The 17,996-nt window shown below is 66.7% G+C and carries 14 protein-coding genes, 1 tRNA gene and 1 pseudogene; 10 read left to right on the top strand and 6 right to left on the bottom strand.

From position 1 onward, the window contains the following. The first annotated feature begins 1 nt into the window (after nucleotide 1). The 6 genes and pseudogenes from K307_RS39870 to K307_RS39845 all read left to right on the top strand — a co-directional run bounded on the left by K307_RS39870 (nucleotide 2) and on the right by K307_RS39845 (nucleotide 7,002). A complete protein-coding gene (locus K307_RS39870) occupies nucleotides 2-1,108 on the top strand; it encodes an ABC transporter ATP-binding protein (RefSeq protein WP_042888047.1) in 1,107 nt (368 codons plus the stop codon). Then, entirely contained in the window at nucleotides 1,105-1,989 is an 885-nt protein-coding gene (locus K307_RS39865; RefSeq protein WP_042886539.1) for a carbohydrate ABC transporter permease, read from the top strand. The genes K307_RS39870 and K307_RS39865 overlap by 4 nt, the downstream gene beginning before the upstream one ends. Beyond that, nucleotides 1,982-2,812, top strand: a complete 831-nt coding sequence (locus K307_RS39860) for a carbohydrate ABC transporter permease (RefSeq protein ID WP_042886538.1) — start codon at nucleotides 1,982-1,984, stop codon at nucleotides 2,810-2,812. The genes K307_RS39865 and K307_RS39860 overlap by 8 nt, the downstream gene beginning before the upstream one ends. A gap of 42 nt (nucleotides 2,813-2,854) precedes the next feature. Then, a complete protein-coding gene (locus K307_RS39855) occupies nucleotides 2,855-3,163 on the top strand; it encodes a DUF2160 domain-containing protein (RefSeq protein WP_042886537.1) in 309 nt (102 codons plus the stop codon). 127 nt (nucleotides 3,164-3,290) lie between these two features. After that, on the top strand, nucleotides 3,291-5,018 hold the full coding sequence (locus K307_RS39850; RefSeq protein WP_042888046.1) for an ABC transporter substrate-binding protein: 1,728 nt from the start codon (nucleotides 3,291-3,293) through the stop codon (nucleotides 5,016-5,018). 240 nt (nucleotides 5,019-5,258) lie between these two features. After that, nucleotides 5,259-7,002: pseudogene (locus K307_RS39845) on the top strand (IS1634 family transposase). 70 nt (nucleotides 7,003-7,072) lie between these two features. Here K307_RS39845 and K307_RS39840 read toward each other — a convergent pair. Beyond that, on the bottom strand, nucleotides 7,073-9,112 hold the full coding sequence (locus K307_RS39840; protein WP_051975397.1) for a diguanylate cyclase domain-containing protein: 2,040 nt from the start codon (nucleotides 9,110-9,112) through the stop codon (nucleotides 7,073-7,075). A 313-nt stretch (nucleotides 9,113-9,425) separates the two neighbouring features. On the opposite strand from K307_RS39840, the gene K307_RS39835 reads away from it, so the two are divergent. Then, nucleotides 9,426-10,031, top strand: coding sequence for a cysteine hydrolase family protein (locus K307_RS39835; protein WP_042886536.1), 606 nt, complete (start codon nucleotides 9,426-9,428; stop codon nucleotides 10,029-10,031). 94 nt (nucleotides 10,032-10,125) lie between these two features. Here the strand turns inward: K307_RS39835 and K307_RS39830 are convergent, their stop codons facing one another. The 5 genes from K307_RS39830 to K307_RS39810 form a co-directional block, all read right to left on the bottom strand. Next, nucleotides 10,126-10,617 (bottom strand): hypothetical protein, encoded by a 492-nt coding sequence (locus tag K307_RS39830; RefSeq protein ID WP_230626341.1) that lies wholly within the window; start codon nucleotides 10,615-10,617, stop codon nucleotides 10,126-10,128. A gap of 266 nt (nucleotides 10,618-10,883) precedes the next feature. Beyond that, nucleotides 10,884-10,958: transfer RNA gene (locus tag K307_RS39825), tRNA-Val, on the bottom strand. A gap of 90 nt (nucleotides 10,959-11,048) precedes the next feature. Next, a complete protein-coding gene (gene dnaQ / locus K307_RS39820) occupies nucleotides 11,049-11,780 on the bottom strand; it encodes a DNA polymerase III subunit epsilon (protein WP_042888041.1) in 732 nt (243 codons plus the stop codon). A 57-nt stretch (nucleotides 11,781-11,837) separates the two neighbouring features. Next, the gene (gene rnhA, locus K307_RS39815) at nucleotides 11,838-12,287 is read right to left on the bottom strand and encodes a ribonuclease HI (RefSeq protein WP_042886535.1); all 450 of its coding nucleotides are present in this window, start codon (nucleotides 12,285-12,287) and stop codon (nucleotides 11,838-11,840) included. Nucleotides 12,288-12,371: 84 nt separating this feature from the next. Continuing rightward, nucleotides 12,372-13,160: a class I SAM-dependent methyltransferase gene (locus K307_RS39810; protein ID WP_042886534.1), complete on the bottom strand. Its 789-nt coding sequence runs from the start codon at nucleotides 13,158-13,160 to the stop codon at nucleotides 12,372-12,374. A gap of 12 nt (nucleotides 13,161-13,172) precedes the next feature. Here K307_RS39810 and gloB point away from each other — a divergent pair, with 12 nt between their 5' ends. From gloB to K307_RS39795, 3 genes are all read left to right on the top strand, one after another. Next, nucleotides 13,173-13,973 (top strand): hydroxyacylglutathione hydrolase, encoded by an 801-nt coding sequence (gloB, locus tag K307_RS39805; protein WP_042886533.1) that lies wholly within the window; start codon nucleotides 13,173-13,175, stop codon nucleotides 13,971-13,973. A 133-nt stretch (nucleotides 13,974-14,106) separates the two neighbouring features. Beyond that, on the top strand, nucleotides 14,107-15,789 hold the full coding sequence (locus tag K307_RS39800) for a transglycosylase SLT domain-containing protein (RefSeq protein WP_042886532.1): 1,683 nt from the start codon (nucleotides 14,107-14,109) through the stop codon (nucleotides 15,787-15,789). Nucleotides 15,790-16,000: 211 nt separating this feature from the next. Beyond that, nucleotides 16,001-17,893 carry a propionate--CoA ligase gene (locus K307_RS39795; RefSeq protein ID WP_042886530.1) on the top strand — a complete coding sequence of 631 codons (1,893 nt, stop codon included), beginning with the start codon at nucleotides 16,001-16,003 and terminating at the stop codon, nucleotides 17,891-17,893. Nucleotides 17,894-17,996: the final 103 nt, after the last annotated feature.

Below are 17,996 nucleotides of genomic sequence, written 5' to 3'. Positions count from 1 at the left end.
CATGGCACGCATCGATCTGGACCTCGCGCATTCCTACGTGCCCGATCCGCGCACGGACGAAGACTACGCGCTGCTGCCGCTCAAGTTTACGTTCGAAGACGGCGGCGCCTACGCACTGCTGGGCCCGTCGGGCTGTGGCAAGACCACGCTGCTGAACTGCATCTCCGGACTGCTGCGGCCCTCGCACGGCACCATCGCCTTCGACGGCCGCGACGTCACCGCCGCCACGCCGCAGGCGCGCAATATCGCCCAGGTGTTCCAGTTCCCGGTGATCTACGACACCATGACCGTGGGCGAAAACCTGGCTTTCCCGCTGCGCAACCGCGGCGTGCCCGAGGCACAAGTGCGCGAGCGGGTAGGGCGCGTGGCCGAGATGCTGGACCTGTCGTCCACGCTCGACCGCCGCGCCAGCGGCCTGGCCGCCGACGCCAAGCAGAAGATCTCGCTCGGCCGCGGGCTGGTGCGGCACGACGTGTCTGCCATCCTGTTCGACGAGCCGCTGACTGTGATCGACCCGCAGCTCAAATGGCAGCTGCGGCGCAAGCTCAAGGAGATCCACCACGAATTCCGCCTGACGCTGATCTACGTGACCCATGACCAGACCGAGGCGCTGACCTTTGCCGACCAGGTGGTGGTGATGTCGCGCGGCAAGGCGGTGCAGGTGGGGCCGGCCGATGCGCTGTTCGAGCGGCCGGCGCATACCTTCGTCGGGCATTTCATCGGTTCGCCGGGCATGAACTTCCTGACCGGCCAGTGGCGCGACGACGCGGTCGAGCTGGCCGGGCGCCACTACACCCCGACGCTTACGCCTTCGGTAGAGGCCGCCCTGCGCGCAGCGGGCAGCTTCCGCATCGGCGTCCGGCCGGAATACCTGCACCTGGCACCGGAGCGCGACGCGCAGGCGGTGCCGGTGCGCGTGGAGCGCGCGCAGGACATCGGCACCTACTGGCTGCTGACCGGCACCGTGCAGGAGGCCGGCGCCCAGGCCGGCACGCTGCGCGCGCGGCTCGGCACTGAGGCGGCCAGCCTGCGGGCGGGTGATACCGCCTGGCTGTCGGTGTTCAACCGGCATACCTGCTACTACGTCAACGAGGAACTGGTGCCATGAAGCCCGTCAACCAGAAGGCCTGGCTACTGGTGTTGCCGGTGGTGGTGTGCGTGGCGTTCTCCGCCATCCTGCCGCTGATGACCATCGTCAATTACTCGGTACAGGACATCATCTCGCCGGAGCGGCGCGTGTTCGTCGGCACGGAATGGTTCCGCACCGTGCTGCGCGACGGCGAGCTGCACGATGCGCTGCTGCGCCAGCTCGGTTTTTCGCTGGCGGTATTGCTGGTGGAGATCCCGCTCGGCATCCTGCTGGCGTTGTCGATGCCGGCCAAGGGCTGGAAGGCGTCGGCGGTGCTGGTGATCATCGCGCTGTCGCTGCTGATCCCGTGGAACGTGGTCGGCACCATCTGGCAGATCTTCGGGCGCACCGATATCGGCTTGCTCGGCGCCGCGCTCGAGGCGATGGGCTTCGATTACAACTACACCGGCAGCGCCTTCGACGCCTGGGTCACGGTGCTGGTGATGGACGTCTGGCACTGGACGCCGCTGGTGGCGCTGCTGTGCTACGCCGGCCTGCGCGCCATCCCCGACGCCTACTACCAGGCCGCGCAGATCGACGGCGCGTCACGGCTGGCGGTGTTCCGCTTTATCCAGCTGCCCAAGCTGCGCGGCGTGCTGATGATCGCGGTGCTGCTGCGCTTCATGGACAGCTTCATGATCTATACCGAGCCGTTCGTGCTGACCGGCGGCGGGCCGGGCAACGCCACCACGTTCCTGTCGCAGTACCTGACGCAGAAGGCCGTGGGCCAGTTCGACCTGGGCCCGGCTGCTGCGTTCTCCATCGTCTATTTCCTGATCATCCTGCTCATGTGTTTCATCCTCTATAACTGGATGCAGCGCGCGGGCACCGCCGGCAGCGAGGACATACCCCATGGCTGATATGCGCACCCCCGCAAACCGCGCCACCTGGTGGCGCGCCGGTTTTCTGCTGGTCTACCTGCTGTTCGCCATCGTGCCGATCTACTGGATGGTGAACATGTCGTTCAAGACCAACGAGGAGATTGTGTCCACGCTGTCGCTGTGGCCCGCGGAATTCACGCTGCAGCACTACAAGACCATCTTTACCGATCCGTCCTGGTACTCGGGCTACGTCAACTCGATGATCTATGTGGCAATGAACACGGTGATCTCGATCTCCGTGGCGCTGCCGGCGGCCTATGCCTTCTCTCGCTACCAGTTCATCGGCGACAAGCATGTGTTCTTCTGGCTGCTGACCAACCGCATGACGCCGCCCGCGGTGTTCCTGCTGCCGTTCTTCCAGCTCTACAGCACCATCGGGCTGATGGACGCGCACTTGGGCGTGGCGCTGGCGCACCTGGTGTTCAACGTGCCGCTGGCGGTGTGGATCCTGGAGGGCTTCATGTCGGGCGTGCCGCGCGAGATCGACGAGACCGCCTATGTGGACGGCTACTCGTTCCCGCGCTTCTTCCTGACCATCTTCCTGCCGCTGATCAAGGCTGGCGTGGGCGTGGCGGCGTTCTTCTGCTTCATGTTCAGCTGGGTCGAGCTGCTGCTGGCGCGCACGCTGACCTCGGTCAACGCCAAGCCGATCGTGGCCACCATGACGCGCACGGTGTCGGCCTCGGGCATGGACTGGGGCGTGCTGGCGGCGGCTGGCGTGCTGACCATCGTGCCGGGCGGCATCGTGATCTGGTTCGTGCGGCACTACATCGCGAAGGGCTTTGCGATGGGCCGCGTGTGAGCACATGGATTAACGCTAGTCACAACACAAGGAGACGGCGCAATGCTGAGCTGGATGGTCTGGACGACGCCGGTAGCGGTGTTCTTCGGCTGCATCGTGGTCATGCTGATCGGCATGACCATCTTGGAAATACGCGCGCCATCGGTGCTGCGCAAGGGCTTTCTCCCGATCGCTACCACGCGCGGCGACCGCTTGTTTATCGGCCTGATGTGCGCGGCCTGGGTCAACCTCGCGTGGGTCGGGCTGGGCGAGAAAGTCACCGCGTGGCTGTCGCTGGCCGAAGAGCCGTCGGTCTGGATCAGCTTCGGGGTGTCGATGCTGGTGCTGGCGCTGGTCATGCGCAAGGGCTGAGGGTTGCCAGGGTTTGATGGAAGGTTGTTTGCAGGATGGGAATTTGCGGCTTATCCCTGCCCCGGGGCCGCCACCCAGACCAAAGCCGGGGAGGGGAAATCATGAGGAGACGTCGATGAGAGTGCACGTGAAGTTGGGGATGTCAGCCCTTGCCTGCGCGGCGGCGCTGGCTTGCGGGTCCGCGTGGGCGGGTGAGGCGGAAGCGAAGAAGTGGATCGACAACGAGTTCCAGCCCTCGTCGCTGGCCAAGGACAAGCAGCAGGCGGAAATGAAGTGGTTTATCGATGCCGCCGCCAAGCTCAAGGCCAAGGGTGTCACGCAGATCAGCGTCGTCTCCGAGACCATCACCACGCACGAATATGAATCCAAGACGCTGGCCAAGGCGTTCGAGGAGATCACCGGCATCAAGGTCAAGCACGACCTGATCCAGGAAGGCGACGTGGTCGAGAAGCTGCAGACCTCGATGCAGTCCGGCAAGTCGATCTATGACGGCTGGATCTCGGACTCGGACCTGATCGGCACGCACTACCGCTACGGCTCGATCCTGCCGCTGACCGACTACATGAACGGTGCCGGCAAGGAATGGACCAACCCCGGGCTGGACGTAAAGGATTTCATCGGCACCAAGTTCACCACCGCGCCGGATGGCAAGCTGTACCAGCTCCCGGACCAGCAGTTCGCCAACCTCTACTGGTTCCGCGCCGACTGGTTCGCGCGCAAGGACCTGCAGGACAAGTTCAAGGCCAAGTACGGCTATGACCTGGGCGTGCCGACCAACTGGTCCGCCTACGAAGATATTGCCAACTTCTTCACCAACGACGTGAAGGAACTCGACGGCAAGAAGGTCTACGGCCATATGGACTACGGCAAGAAGGACCCGTCGCTGGGCTGGCGCTTCACCGACGCCTGGCTGTCGATGGCGGGTACCGCCGACAAGGGCCTGCCCAACGGCATGCCGGTCGACGAGTGGGGCATCCGCGTGGCCGACGACAAGTGCACGCCGGTCGGTGCGTCGGTTTCGCGCGGCGGCGCCACCAACAGCCCGGCGGCGGTCTATGCGCTGACCAAGTACATCGACTGGATGAAGAAGTACGCGCCGCCGCAGGCGATGGGCATGACCTTCTCCGAGGCCGGCCCGGTGCCGGCCCAGGGCCAAGTCGCGCAGCAGATTTTCTGGTACACCGCTTTCACGGCGGACATGACCAAGAAGGGCCTGCCGGTGGTCAATGCCGACGGCTCGCCCAAGTGGCGCATGGCGCCGTCGCCGTACGGCCCGTACTGGAAGCAGGGCATGCAGAATGGCTACCAGGACGTGGGCTCGTGGACCTTCTTCAAGAACACTGACCCCAACAAGCTGGCGGCGGCCTGGTTGTACGCGCAGTTCGTCACGTCCAAGACGGTGTCGCTGAAGAAGTCGCTGACCGGGCTGACCTTTATCCGCGACAGCGACATCCACCACGACTACCTGACCAAGAATGCGGCCAAGTACGGCGGACTGGTCGAGTTCTACCGCAGCCCGGCGCGCGTCGCCTGGACGCCGACCGGCACCAACGTGCCTGACTATCCGAAGCTCGCCCAGTTGTGGTGGAAGAACGTCGCCACCGCGGTCACCGGCGAGAAGGCCCCGCAGGCCGCGATGGACACGCTGGCCGAGGAAATGGACCAGGTAATGGCCCGGCTGCAGCGCGCCGGCATGAGCAACTGCGCGCCCAAGCTCAACGCGAAGGGCGATCCGGCCAAGTGGCTGTCGAGCGAGCACGCGCCGTGGAAGAAGCTGGACAACGAAAAGCCGAAGGGAGAAACCATTCCCTACGACAAGCTGCTGCAGGCGTGGAAGGAAGGGCAGGTGCGCTAAGCTGGCCGGAGCGGGCCCTGCGGTCCGCTCCGCACACCTGATCGACTGCAACGGGCGCCGCTGGCGCCCGTTGACTTTCGGTGCTGTCCTGCGCCTTGGCCTAGGCCGAACTTTGGCTTCTCAAATAGCCGGAATCCGCATCAGCAGTGGGTTCCGGCTATTTTTTGAGGCTATTATGTAGCCATGTAAATTAGTATTTATCTATTGTGTTTCGGTAGCTTTGTGCTTGAATACGTGTTCATGTATATCGAACACGTCCCCAACCGCAACTCGCCCCCCCGCGATCCTGCTGCGCGAGTCCTATCGCGACGGCAACACGGTCAAAAAACGCACCCTCGCCAACCTCTCGTCGCTGCCCGCCGAGGTCATCGAAGGCTTGAAGGTGCTGCTACGCGGTGGCGTCGCGGTGTCGTCCGCCGATGAGGCCTTCGTGATCGAGCGCAGCCTGCCACACGGACATGTGGCCGCCGTGCTCGGCGCGGCGCGCGCCTGCGGCGCCGAGCAGTGGTTGTCCTCAGCGCCGGCCGCGCTGCGCTCGGTGGTGATGGCACTGCTGGTGGCGCGGGTGGTGTCCCCCGCCTCCAAGCTCGCCACGCATCGCATGTTGCGCGACGAGACCGCGACCCACTCGCTGTCGCGACTGCTGAAGTTGGGCGACGTCGAACTCGAGCAGGTCTATGCCGCGCTCGACTGGCTGGGAGACGCTCAGGAAGGCATCGAGAAGCGGCTTGCCAGGCAGCATCTGAGCGGCAGTACGCTGGTGCTCTATGACCTCACTTCCACGTGGGTGACGGGACGCTGCTGCGAGCTTGCCGCCCACGGCTACAGCCGCGATGGCAAGCGCGACGATCCCCAGATCGTGTTCGGTCTGGTTTGCACGCCTGAGGGCTGTCCGGTGGCAGTCGAAGTCTTCGCTGGCAACACCGCCGATCCGGCAACCGTGGCCTCGCAGGTGGACAAGCTCAAGAATCGCTATGGCATCGAGAAGCTCGCGTGGGTGGGCGACCGGGGCATGCTCACGCAGGCGCGCATCGACTCGGTCTTGCGCCCGGCTGGCCTGGACTGGGTGAGCAGCCTGCGCGCGCCGCAGATGGCCGCGCTTGCTCACGAGAAGGGCCCCTTCCAGCCCTCGCTGTTCGATGAGCGCAACCTGCTGGAGGTGACCAGCGAGGCGTTCCCCGGCGAGCGGCTCATCGTGTGTCGCAATCCGCTACTGGCCGAGGAGCGCAGCCGCAAACGCGAGGCGCTGCTGCAGGCCACCGAAGCCGAGTTGATGAAGATTACCGACGCGACCACGCGTGCCCGCAATCGCCTCAAGGGCACCGAGGCGATTGCCCTGCGCGTAGGCCGCGTCATCGATCACTTCAGGATGGGCAAGCACTTCGAGCTGAGCATCACCGACTCGAGCTTCACGTGGGGGCGCAAGGCCGAACAGATTCAGCAGGAGGCTGCACTCGATGGCCTGTACGTGGTGCGTACGAGCCTGCCGGCAACGGACCTGTCAGCTGAGGCGGCCGTGACGGCCTACAAGGGGCTGGCAGTGGTGGAGCGGGCCTTCCGTTCGCTCAAGACGGTCGATCTGCAGGTGCGCCCCGTGTTCCATTGGAACGCCGCGCGCGTGCGCGCTCACGTCTTTCTGTGCATGCTCGCTTATTACGTCGAGTGGCACATGCGCGAGACGTTAAAGCCGATGCTGTTTGACGATGAATACGTCGAGCTCGCGCGTGCGGCCCGGCCTTCGCCAGTGGCCAAGGCACGACGCTCGGACCAGGCGAAAGCCAAGGACGCCACCAGGCTTGGCGAGGACGGCTTGCCGGTGCACAGCTTCCGCACGTTGCTCGATGATCTGGCCACGCTCGCGTACAACGTCTGTCACACCCCCCTGAACCCGCAGGCAAAGATCGTCATGATCACGCGGCCGACCCCAGTTCAAGAAAAGGCCTTCCGCCTCCTCAACATCAGCCCCGTCGCCTGTACCCAGTAATCGACTCGCTCGCGAGCACATAACCGCGAGGAATCAAAGCGTTATGCGCGCCGCGTGCTCAAAGTTCGGCCTAGGTTGTCAGGCCGGATGGCTCGGGGGAGGGGGCCGCCTTCTCGGCCGCTTGCGCTTCGGCCAGTACCTCGGCCAACGCTTCGGCCTGCGCCGCATGGCACGCCTTGCCGTGCCGCTTGGCATCGTACAGCGCCATGTCGGCGTGCATGAACAGCTCGCTGACGGTCATCGCATGCCTGGCACTGTGCAGCGCCGAGCCTACACTAGCCGTGGCTGCCAACGTATGTCCGTCGACCTGGAACGGCATGCGCGCGGCCTGCACGATGGCGTTGGCCACGGCCTCCAGCGCATGCCGGTCGGCAACACCGTCAACGATCACCGCAAACTCGTCGCCGCCGATGCGCGCCACCGCATCGCCCTTGCGCACGCACGCGCGCAGCCGTTGCGCGAAGGCCACCAGCAGCCGGTCGCCGACCGGGTGGCCGTAGTTGTCGTTGACGGCCTTGAAGTCGTCCAGGTCGACCAGCAGCAGCCCCAGCGGCCGCCCGCCGGCGCTGGTGCGCCCCATGCATTCGGCCAGGCGGCGGTCGAAGCCCTTGCGGTTGAGCAGGCCGGTGAGGTAGTCGGAGACGGTCTGCGCCTCCAGGTTGCGTAGCTTTTCGCGCTCGTGGGTGACGTTGCGCCCGAACATGTGCAACCCGATCATCGTGTCCTGCGCATCGTTCCAGGCAGGCTGGTAGGTGACCTCCATGCATTCGTTGCCGTCGGCGCTCTCCCGCGTGAAGGTCACGGCGCGGCCGGCGCAAGCCTGGTCCAGATAGGGCTGGCACGCCAGGTACTCCTGCGTGCCCCACAATTCGCGCAGCGACAGCCCGACGATCTGCTGCGCCGGCAAGCCATAGTGCCGCGCGTACGCCTGGTTGACGAAGACAAAGCGCTGCTGCATGTCGATGAACGAGACGAAATCCGGCACATGGTTGGCGATCGCCTCGATGCGCTTCTCGCTCTCCGCGGCGCGGTCCTTGGCCGCCTTCAGCGCGGCTTCGCGCTCGGACAGTTGCGCCACCACTTCGGCGAAGGTGGTGGCGAGTTCGCCGATCTCGTCCGGGCGGCCGGTGGGCAGGTCCGCCAGCGCGGCCGGGTTGGTGGCGATCTGGCGCACGGCCCGGTGCAGCCGCTGCAGCGGTTCGAGCAGGTGGCGCATCACCAGCCACATCAGCGCGGCGGCCATTAGCAAGGACGCGGCGGCAACGATGAAGGTGCGCTCGCGCACGTTGATCAGCGGCGCATAGGCTTCGGCCGCCGGCAGCACCGCGACCACTTCCCAGCCGTTGGACGCCAGTAGGTAGCGCGCCACGATCGGCTGTCTTGGCCGCAGCACCTCCGAATACGAGGCGGGCTGCTCGGCACCGCAGGCTTCGCCGACCGCCAGCGCCGGCGTCAGCACGCGGGCGGGGTCGGGGTGCATCGCATAGCGGGGGGTGGATCCCGCGGAGACCAGGCAAAAGCTGCCGGTGATGCCCACGCGGGCGTGCGCCAGTTCGCGCAGGAAATTGTTTGCCGACAGGTTCAGCACGCCGCCGACCACGCCGCGCAGTTCGCCGCCAGGCCCAAGCAACGGCACTGAGAGCACCACGCCGGGCGCGTTGGTCAGCTTGCCCTGGAGCAGGTCCGACACGGCAAACTGCTGGCCGCGCCGGATATCGCGGAAGTAGTCGCGGTCGTCCAGCCGCAGGCGCACGCCGTCCGGCACGGCGGTGCTGAACACCATCTGCCCGTCCGGGGTGGCCAGGAAGACGGCGTTGAAGGTGTCGGGTATGTCGATCACGCTTTCGGCAGCGCGGCGCAGCTCGGCCGGCCTGGCGGAAAGCATCGGGGAGAGCTGGCGCGCCAGGCGCCGCAGCGCCGTGGCGCGGCCTTGCAGCTTTTCGTCGAGTTGTTCGGCCACCAGCCGGACCAGCGTGTCCTGCTGCTCCTGCAACAGGCCTTTCAGGCTGTCGTAGGCGTAGTACTGGGCGTAGAGGGCGCGCAGCACGATGATCAGCGTCACCACACCCGCGGTGGCGAACGCCATCCGGTACTTCAAAGAGTGCTGCATGATTGACTTCTTTCTTCTGCGCACTGACCCGACTTATCCGTTTCCCGATCCTGGGGCATTCTGTTGCCGACCCCGCCCATTGCCGGGAGTTGGTTTGGAGATTAGCAGATGTCAAGGTCGAATTCGCAACTGTTTGCAACATAAGCTGCGCGCGCTCGCCAATGTGCCGGGAACTCCGCAGCATTACGCTCAGAGGGTGGCCGCAGCGCCACGGCGGCTCGTGGCAGGGATCGGGTCTTGCCATTAGCATGCAAGGCTCAGCCCCGTGCGACCTGGCGGGCCCGTCACCCGATTTCTCCAAGCCCAAACGCAGATGACAACACCGACAACCCTGCTCGACATGGCCGGCGCCAGCCGCATTCCCTCCGCGTGGGACGCCGCCGTCCTGGTCCTGATCGACCACCAGCGCGAATATGTCGACGGCAGCCTGCCGCTGGTCGGCATGCCCGCAGCCGTGGCGGCCTGTGCCGAACTGCTGGCGCTGGCGCGCAGCCACGGCACGCCGGTCATCCATGTCGCGCACCACGGCCGCCCCGGCAGCCCGGCGTTCGACCCGACCGGGCCGTACGCCGTCTTTATCGAAGGCCTGGCGCCGCAGGCGGGGGAGCATACCGTCACCAAGGGCCTGCCGAACAGTTTCGCCGGCACGACCCTGGCTGCAGAGCTGGCCGCCATCGGCCGCAAGGAACTGATCGTGGCCGGTTTCCAGACCCATATGTGCGTCAGCGCCACGGCGCGCTCGGCGCTCGACCACGGCTACCGCACCACCGTGGTCGCCGCCGCCTGCGCCACGCGCGACCTGCCGGATCCGCTGGGCGGCCCGCCTGTGGCTGCAGCGGATCTGCACCGCAGCACGCTGGCCGCGCTGAACGACCGCTTTGCCACGGTCGTGGCCGACGCCGGAGCCTGGCGCCGCTAGCCGGCGCGGCTGGGTTGCGGCGGCGCTCATGCCGCCGCTCCCGCGACCGGCCAGGTGCGTACGCGCAGCACGGTGTGGTCGCCAGGGCGCAGCGTCAGCTCCAGCACGGCCGCCGCACCGCGCCGCGTGATCGGCGCGATAAAGCGGGCGGCATCGGCCGCGGCCATGCCGCCGGCGGTGAGCCGCGTGCCAGCGGATTGCCAGGCGCAGGATATGCAGCGGCACAAAGCGCTCCGGCTCCTGCATTTCCGCCAGCGCCGACAGCGTGAAATGCAGCGGCTGCCCGCGCCAGCGTGATAAAGCGGCCGCGCAGCCGGGTCAGCGTCGTAGCAGGCGCCGCCAGCCCTTCGCCTTCGGCGCCGCTGCGCGTGATGCCGCGCACGCGCGGTCGCCACAGCGCGCCGGCGACAAGCAGCGATGCGGGCGCGCCACTATCCTCGTCTGCGCATTCACTGAGCGCCACGACATCACCCGCCAGGTCATAGGTCGACGCCCCCGACGCAAAGCTGCGGTGGTAACCGATGATGCAATCCATGTCTTCGTCATAGACCGGCCGCGCATCGCGCGGCACGCGGGCCGGGCGCATTTCGAACCAGCCGGCGCAGGCCGGGCTGCGGCCGGTCCAGGGCAGGCCGGGTTCCCTGCTCTGCTGGCGTGAGCGGAAGAGCGATTGGCATGTCGGGCTCCGTTGGCAGTCGGAGCCATCAAGGTAGCGGGCACGCGCCGGACGGGAAATGAGATGAACCTTGTCTGCGGGAACGCGAGTGTTTCGGCGGGGAAAGGGGAAGGGCGAGGCAGAAATGAAGAGGCAGAAATGAAAAAAGCCAGCGCAAGGCTGGCTTTTTCCGAATCTGGTGGGTGGTACAGGGATTGAACCTGTGACCCCTGCCGTGTGAAGGCAGTGCTCTACCGCTGAGCTAACCACCCCTGCTGCTGCGTCGTCGTTGCCGTCGTGCAGCGGAGAAATGAGATTATGCCGAGGCTCCTGTATCTTGTAAAGCCCTTTTTTGAATTTTCTCAGGCAGCGAGGCTGCCCGGCTCGTCCGCGATGGCTTCCTGCCAGACCGTCTTGCCGCCGCTGGCCTTGTCCAGGCCCTTGAGCAGCGCAAGGTGAGCCTCTTGTTCGGCTTCGCTGGCGCGCAGCACGGGCAGCACCAGGCGTGACAGGTCGGCCGAAGCGATTGCGTTGCCGTTGGCGGCGCTGCTGTCGAGCATGTCGATCACCAGTGAATCCTGGCCGCGCGTCATCGCGAGGTAGACCTCGGCCAGCAGCTCGGCATCGAGCAGTGCGCCGTGCAGCGTGCGGTGGGCGTTGCTGATGCCCAGACGGTCGCACAGTGCATCGAGCGAGTTGCGCTTGCCGGGGAACATCTGGCGGGCTTCGCGCAGGGTATCGATCACATTGCCGACATGCTGGCGGAATGGCGGCAGGCCCAGCAGCTGGAATTCCATGTCGAGGAAGCCCAGGTCGAACTGTGCGTTGTGGATGATCAGCTCGGCATCGGCGACGAATTCGCGGATCTCGTGGACGACGTCGGCAAAGCGGGGCTTGTCGGCCAGGAACTCGAGCGTGATGCCGTGCACGGCGATCGCGCCTTCGTCGATGTCGCGTTCCGGGTTGACGTAGAAGTGGAGGTGGCGCCCCGTCAGGCGGCGGTTGAGCAGCTCGACGCAGCCGATTTCGATCAGGCGGTCGCCGGTGGCGGCATTCAGGCCGGTGGTTTCGGTATCGAGAACGATTTGTCGCATGGCGGGCATTCTAGCGGAGCGGCGCGTGCGCCCCGCGGTTGTTGTTGTAGCGAGGCGTCAGCGTCCGATCGATTCGACGCCGCGGTTGGCCAGCGCATCGGCGCGCTCGTTGCCGGGGTGGCCGTTGTGGCCGCGCACCCAGTGCCAGGAAATCTGGTGTTGCTGCGCCAGCGTGTCCAGCACCTGCCACAGGTCGGCGTTCTTGACGGGCTTCTTGTCGGCGGTCTTCCAGCCGCGCGCCTTCCAGCCTGGCAGCCATTCGCTGATGCCTTTCTGGACATATTGCGAGTCGGTGTAGACGCGCACCGTGCAGGGCCGCTTGAGCGCGCGCAGCGCTTCGATCACCGCGGTCATCTCCATGCGGTTGTTGGTAGTGTTGGGCTCGCCGCCGAACAGTTCTTTCTCGTTGGTGCCGGCGACGAGCACCGCGCCCCAGCCGCCGCGGCCGGGATTGCCCTTGCAGGCGCCGTCGGAGTAGATCGTGACTTCTTTCGTGACTTCTTCCATGTGTTTCCGTAGTGGCCGCCCGCGTGGCGGGCGGCGCATTGAAGGCGAATCAGGCGAATGAGGCAAAAAGGCGTGCGCGCAGCGTCAGCGCTCTTTGCCGTGCGTTCCGGTGGGCGTGGCCACGGGCGACGCCACTGGCGACAGCGCCGGCTTGCTCTTCCAGGCCGGGCCGACCAGGCGCACGTTGCGCACGCGCTTGATGGCCGAGATCATATAGACCGCGCCGAAGATCGGCCACCAGCGATCGCCGGCCTTTTCCATGAAGGCGGCGCGCTGCAGCCAGCGATCGGTGCGGTAGGGCGGGCAGTAGCAGCCGAAGCGGCCGCGGATGATATCGAAGCCGAGAAGCTTGAGCCAGTCCTTGATGCGCACGAAGCCGATCTGCTGCGCGTCCGTGGGCAGGAAGGACGTGGCGCCGAGCCGGTTCATGCCCTGGCGTGCGCCCCACAGGCTCATCGGGTTGAAGCAGGTGACCACCACGCGCCCCTCGGGCATCAGCACGCGCGAGACCTCGCGCAGCACTTCGTGCGGGTCTTCGGTGAACTCGAGGATATGGGGCAGGGTGACCAGGTCGATGCTTTGCTCGTCGAATGGCAGCTCGTCGAAGCGGCACAGCAACTGGCGCGCGTCCGGATGTGCCGCGCGCGGCCCGTGCGGGCCGCTGGACGGGTCCAGCGCCAGCGCCGAGAACGGCATCCGGTTCTCGCGCAGGGTGTCGATGTAAGGCAGGCCTAGCTGCACGGCGTGGTAGCCGAAGACGTCGGCCACGGTCCGGTCATACTGCTGGGCTTCCCAGCGCAGCATGTACTCACCGGGAGGCGAGGCCAGCCAGTCTTCCCAGCTTACAATCGGGCGAGTGGGACGATTGGACATAGGAGCACGCGCATGTTGAAGGTTGAGCCGATCCCGGCATTCCAGGATAACTATATCTGGGCCATCCACGACGGGCGTTGCGCCGCCGTGGTCGATCCCGGCGAGGCCGCGCCGGTGGAGCGTTTCCTGGCGCAAAAGGGGCTGGCTCTGGGCGCTATTGTAATCACCCATCACCACGGCGATCACCAGGGCGGCGTGGCGGAGCTGCTGGCGGCACACCCGCGCACGCCGTCGGGCGAGGCGATGCCGGTGCTGGGACCGGTCCGCGAGCGCATCGGCGGGCGCACCCAGGCCTTGCGCGAAGGCGATGTAGTGACGCTGGCCGAGCCGGCGCTGACGCTGCGCGTGCTGGACGTGCCCGGGCACACCGCCGGCCACATCGCCTACGTGGGCGACTTGGGCGAGGCCGGTACCGCGGTGTTCTGCGGCGATACCTTGTTCGCGAGCGGCTGCGGGCGGCTGTTCGAAGGCACGCCGGCGCAGATGCTGGCGTCGCTCGACAAGCTGGCGGCGCTGCCCTCGGATACCCGCGTCTATTGCGCGCACGAGTACACGCGCAGCAACGTACGCTTTGCGCGGGCGGTCGAGCCCGGCAATGCCGCGCTAGCGGCGTGGGAAGACCGGGTCGCAGCGCTGCGCGAGGCGGGCGAGCCGACGCTGCCGACCACCATCGGCCACGAGCGCATGGTCAATCCCTTTTTGCGCTCGCGCGAGCCGGCGGTGCGTGACGCGGTGGCGGCGCAGGGCGGAAGTACCGATAGCGACGCCGCAGCCTTCGGCGCGCTGCGCGGCTGGAAGGATAACTTCCGCTGAATATAATGCGGTCCCGGCCGCCAACCCTTGCCAGGCAAGGGATCGCCGTCGGCTATGTAGAAAATCTGATTGACGCGATAGGCCGTTTTTTTTAGCATCACGCAACCTTTTAGCGTCACGATTCGAGAACTTAATGAAAATTGGTCGATTACTGGCGGTAGTGGCCTGCGCGGCGCTGCTTGCAGCCTGCGCCAGCACCCCCACGCCGCCTGACGCCGATGCCGACGGCGCCCCGACCGCCCAGACTGCCAAACGCCAGGATCCGCTTAACTCCCTCAGCGACAAGTCGGCGCTTTCCTCCAAATCCACCATCAATGTCGAGGAGGGCGGCCTGAACTGGATGCGCGGGCCGTCCACCGATATCTGGGACCGTATCCGGCGCGGCTTCGCCATGCAGGATCTCGAGGGCACGCTGGTCGATGACCGCACCCAGTGGTATGCGCAGCGGCCGGAATACATGGAGCGGATGGTGGGGCGGTCGAGCCGCTACCTGTACCACATCGTCGAGGAGCTGGAGCGGCGCAAGATGCCGACCGAGCTGGCCCTGCTGCCCTTTGTCGAGAGCGCGTTCAACCCGCAGGCGCAGTCGACCGCCAAGGCGGCCGGCATGTGGCAGTTCATCCCGAGCACGGGCAAGTCGTACAACCTCAAGCAGAACATGTTCCGCGACGAGCGCCGCGACGTACTGGCCTCGACCGACGCCGCGCTGGACTACCTGGCGCGGCTTTATGACATGTTCGGCGACTGGCACCTGGCGTTGGCGGCGTATAACTGGGGCGAGGGCGCGGTGTCGCGCGCGATCGCGCGCAACCAGGCGCGCGGGCTGCCGACCGACTACGCCAGCCTGACCATGCCCAACGAGACGCGCTACTACGTGCCGAAGCTGCAGGCGGTCAAGAACATCATCGCCAACCCGGCGGCGTACGGGGTCAAGCTGCCCGAGATCCCGGACCACCCGTACTTCGTCACGGTGACCACCTCGCGCGATATCGACGTCAACCTGGCGGCCAAGCTGGCGGATATGTCGGTGGAGGAGTTCAAGGCGCTCAACCCGTCGTTCAACCGGCCGGTGATCCTGGGCGCGTCCAATCCGCAGATCCTGCTGCCGTTCGACAATGCCGAGCGCTTCCAGTACAACCTGAACACCTACCGCGGCGGACTCTCGAGCTGGACCGCGGTGACGGTGGATGGCCGCGAGCGCGTCGAAGCTCTGGCGGCGCGGCTGAACGTCGACGCCGATACGCTGCGCGAGATCAACAGCATCCCCAAGGGCATGCGGCTGAAGGCGGGCTCGACCGTGATGATCCCGCGCTCGGGGCGCCACGACCAGGACATCAGCGCGACCCTGGCCGACAGCGCGATGCTGGCGATGGAGCCTGACCTGCCGGACGCGCGCCGCGTGGTGGTACGCGCCGGCCGGCGCGATACGGTGGCCTCGGTGGCGCGGCGCTATGGCGTGTCGGCGCGGCAGGTGCAGTCATGGAACAAGCTGTCCGGCACCAAGCTGGTGGCCGGGCAGAGCCTGGTGCTGATGGTGCCGGTGCGCGGCGCCGGCGCGGTGCGGGCGGCGCGGGCCGAGCAGGCCGACCGGGCCGACCGCGATGAGCGCTCCGAACGCGCGGAACGGGGCGGCAAGGGCGGCGTGGTCCGTGTCTCGGCCAAGGGCAAGGCCGAGCCGCGCAAGCGCGTGGTGGTCGAGGCCTCGCCGCGGCGCCCCGCCAAGGCGGCGCCGGCGCGCGTGCCGCACGAGTCCAAGTCCGGCCCCGCGGTGAAGGCTTCGGCCAAGACCGGCAGCAAGGCTTCCAAGGCGCGCTGACGCAAGCCAGGGCGCTGGCGTGAGCCGGCCGGTGCAAGGAAAGAGGGCGATGCCGGCGGCACGCCCTTTTTTTGTATCCGGGGGATGGCCCCGGGTTTGTGCCGGCAACGGACCTTGGCGCGGCCCCCTCCCAAAGTCCATCCCCGCGCGCCCGCGCCGGTGGCAAACTACCGCCATCATCACAACAACCGCTGACGCGGAGGAGACAGCCATGACGGCAAGCCATGCCGTGCATGCCCGTTCGCTGGCCGACCCCGAGGGGTTCTGGGCCGAACAGGCGGCGCGCATCGACTGGGAAACCCCGTTCGACCAGGTACTCGACAACAGCCGCGCGCCCTTTACGCGCTGGTTTGTGGGCGGGCGAACCAACCTGTGCCACAACGCGGTCGACCGCCACCTGGCGGCCCGCGCTAGCCAGCCCGCGCTGCACTGGATCTCCACCGAGACCGACCAGTCCCGCAGCTACACGTATGCCGAGCTGCACGACGAGGTCAACCGCATGGCCGCGATCCTGCAGGCGCTGGGCGTGCAGAAGGGCGACCGCGTGCTGATCTATATGCCGATGATCCCGCAGGCCGCGTTCGCGATGCTGGCGTGCGCGCGCATCGGCGCGATCCATTCGGTGGTGTTCGGCGGATTCGCCTCCGTCAGCCTGGCGGCACGCATCGACGACGCGCAGCCGCGCGTGGTGATCAGCGCCGACGCCGGCTCGCGCGGCGGCAAGGTGGTGCCGTACAAGCCGCTGCTGGATGAGGCCATCCGGCTGTCGTCCCATCAGCCGGAGAAGGTGCTGCTGGTGGACCGCCAGCTCGCCGAAATGCCGCGCACCGCAGGCCGCGACGAAGACTATGCCGCCTGGCGCGAGCGCATGGCCGGCGCGCAGGTGCCGTGCATGTGGCTGGAATCGAGCGAGCCGTCCTACGTGCTCTACACCTCCGGCACCACCGGCAAGCCCAAGGGCGTACAGCGCGATACCGGTGGCTACGCGGTGGCACTGGCCACGTCGATGGAATACATCTTCTGTGGCAAGCCCGGCGACACCATGTTCACGGCGTCGGACATCGGCTGGGTGGTGGGGCACAGCTATATCGTCTACGGCCCGCTGCTGGCTGGCATGACCACGCTGATGTACGAAGGCACCCCGATCCGCCCCGACGGCGGCATCCTGTGGCGGCTGGTGGAGCAGTACAAGGTCAACCTGATGTTCAGCGCGCCGACCGCGATCCGCGTGCTGAAGAAGCAGGACCCGGCCTGGCTCACGCGCTCCGACCTGTCCAGCCTACGCCTGCTGTTCCTGGCCGGCGAGCCGCTGGACGAGCCCACCGCCCGCTGGATCCAGGACGGCCTGGGCAAGCCGGTGGTCGACAACTACTGGCAAACCGAATCCGGCTGGCCGATCCTCGCGATCCAGCGCGGCATCGAGCCGTTGCCGCCCAAGCTGGGCTCGCCCGGCGTGCCGGCCTACGGCTACGACCTGAAGATCGTCGACGAGAACACCGGCGAGGAATGCCCGCCCAACCAGAAGGGCGTGGTCGCCATCGATGGCCCGCTGCCCCCCGGATGCATGAGCACGGTGTGGGGCGATGACGACCGCTTCGTGCGCACCTACTGGCACGCGGTGCCGAACCGGCTCTGCTATTCCACCTTCGACTGGGGCGTGCGCGACGAGGACGGCTATGTCTTTATCCTGGGCCGCACTGACGACGTAATCAACGTGGCGGGGCACCGGCTGGGCACGCGCGAGATCGAGGAGAGCCTGTCTTCGAACGCCGCCGTGGCCGAGGTAGCGGTGGTCGGCGTGCAGGACGCGCTCAAGGGCCAGGTGGCGATGGCTTTCTGCATCGCCCGCGATCCCGCGCGCACGGCAACGCCGGCGGACCGGCTGGCGCTGGAAGGTGACCTGATGAAGACGGTGGAGCAACAGCTCGGCGCCGTGGCGCGGCCGGCGCGCGTATTCTTTGTCAACGCGCTGCCCAAGACGCGCTCCGGCAAGTTGCTGCGGCGCGCCATGCAGGCGGTGGCGGAAGGGCGCGACCCCGGCGACCTGACCACGATCGAGGATCCGGGGGCGCTGGAACAGATCCAGTCAGCGCTGAAGGGCTGAAGCGGCCGGCGGTGCGGGGTGTCTTGTCGGGCACTCCGCATCGCGTACTTGCCATGTGTCGTGATGCAGTCTAATATTTGAAGCATAAAATATTTAGACGTGA

Source organism: Cupriavidus necator A5-1 (assembly GCF_000744095.1).
Taxonomy (GTDB): Bacteria; Pseudomonadota; Gammaproteobacteria; order Burkholderiales; family Burkholderiaceae; genus Cupriavidus; species Cupriavidus necator_A.
Note: the sequence above shows the minus strand (reverse complement) of the source record. Positions and strands in the feature narration are given on the sequence as shown.